Source organism: Providencia sp. PROV261 (assembly GCF_028477945.1).
Classification (GTDB): Bacteria; Pseudomonadota; Gammaproteobacteria; order Enterobacterales; family Enterobacteriaceae; genus Providencia; species Providencia stuartii.
This window is the reverse complement of record NZ_JAMPMC010000100.1, coordinates 1-1,464: the sequence shown is the minus strand read 5'-3', so window position 1 is coordinate 1,464 and position 1,464 is coordinate 1. Positions and strand designations below refer to the sequence as shown.

The 1,464-nt window shown below is 41.1% G+C and carries 2 protein-coding genes; both read right to left on the bottom strand.

Annotated elements, in window-relative coordinates; translation table 11 throughout:
* Positions 1-399: 399 nt before the first annotated feature.
* Positions 400-1,236 carry a DUF932 domain-containing protein gene (locus PR675_RS20840; protein ID WP_272582983.1) on the bottom strand — a complete coding sequence of 279 codons (837 nt, stop codon included), beginning with the start codon at positions 1,234-1,236 and terminating at the stop codon, positions 400-402.
* A gap of 95 nt (positions 1,237-1,331) precedes the next feature.
* Positions 1,332-1,464: antirestriction protein (locus tag PR675_RS20835; protein ID WP_272582984.1), on the bottom strand; the 133-nt coding region annotated here is incomplete at its 5' end.

Here is a 1,464-nt window from a genome sequence, read left to right as displayed (position 1 = left end):
TGCACCGTCTTTTGTTCCTGAAGAGACTAACCCTGAAAAGTTTTTCATCACATCAGGAATATGTTGTCCAAGATCAGCTAAATTAGTTGAAATGTTGTGAGTGATCGTTTGGTATTTAGTCATACTGAGCTCCTTTTTTTAGAGAGTCATAAATAAAACGATATGTAATTTTATATAATATATTAATATAAATTAAAAGCGACTACGATTGTATCTTTGAGCTATTTAACTTCATCAAGCCAAAAGGGCGGTATCAACTGGATGATAAAATAGGGCTCATATTTTCTGTCAGTATCCAAAGTGCTTTATTGGGGTTTAATATTTCCATCAATACCATTCACAAAGTGAGTCATCTCATGATATTTACCGTAAAGGGAGATTATATATAACGTGTTGTGGCTATATTTGTTCGCGCCCAGAAAAGTGGGCGTGCATTTGTTCTGTCAGTACCCACAACGCTTTATTGAGCTTAATATCCCCATCAATCCCATTCACGGAACGCGTTCGAGCGCGTTTACCTTTGGCATTCCTGCCTGATAATCCTCCCTTGATTAAATTTTCCTGCAAACGTTGGTACACCGTCCAAAGATCGTCCTTCTTATCTTCTACACGGCGTGGCTGTAATACTTGCGCTTCGGTGATCGGCTGATGCGCTTCACCATAACGATATGTGAGAGCAGATTGAGCAAAGATGTGTTGGGCTGGTGGCGGTAATATCAAGCTTTGCATTTCTTCGCGTTTATCTGCGATGGCATCGAAGCTACCTAATACTTCATAAGCCCCTTCAATGACTTTATTCACCACATCGCCCTTGTGCGGCACTCTCACTTCACCAAACGTGTCACCGCAAACGAGGCCATTACAGCAAATGGCTCTAAAGAAGCCGGGTAACATTTGATAGCTACTTGAGCCATCATGGCTATTGAGTAAGATGATTTCAGGCACTTGATTTCCTGTAATTTGATCATGGCGTCGAAGTCTTAACATATGCTTGGTGTGCTCTCGGCGACTAGCATCACGTACACGCGTTTGGCAAGCAAAGAACGGATAGAAGCCTTCTTTTTGAAGACTATCCAATAAGGTAATCGTAGGGATGTAAGTATAACGTTCACTTCTGGATTCGTGTTTTTCTTCTGAAAATACGCTAGGTACTGTGCGGAATAATTCTTCAATGGTTAGCGGGCGGTCACGACGAATAGAGCAAGCATTGCCAAAACGGGAAGCTAAACGAGACATAGGGGTTCTCCTCAATAATTAAACTGATAAATAATTCGATAAATGGATTAAATGAAGATTGCTGGTGGGGGAAAGATAAAACCGTGACTGATAAATCAGTCTATAAGGCGAAAGATTTGTGCTTGCTCGGGATGTTGCATTGCATAGTCACGAAGTTGGTAAAAATACTCTACCAGCACAGGGCTTTCGGTTTTAAACGACCAGATGCTATACACCAGTAAACAGACA

Excerpts from the sequence above, each read along its gene's own strand:
- PR675_RS20840 (WP_272582983.1), bottom strand. The coding sequence starts at position 1,236 with ATGTCTCGTTTAGCTTCCCGTTTTGGCAATGCTTGCTCTATTCGTCGT.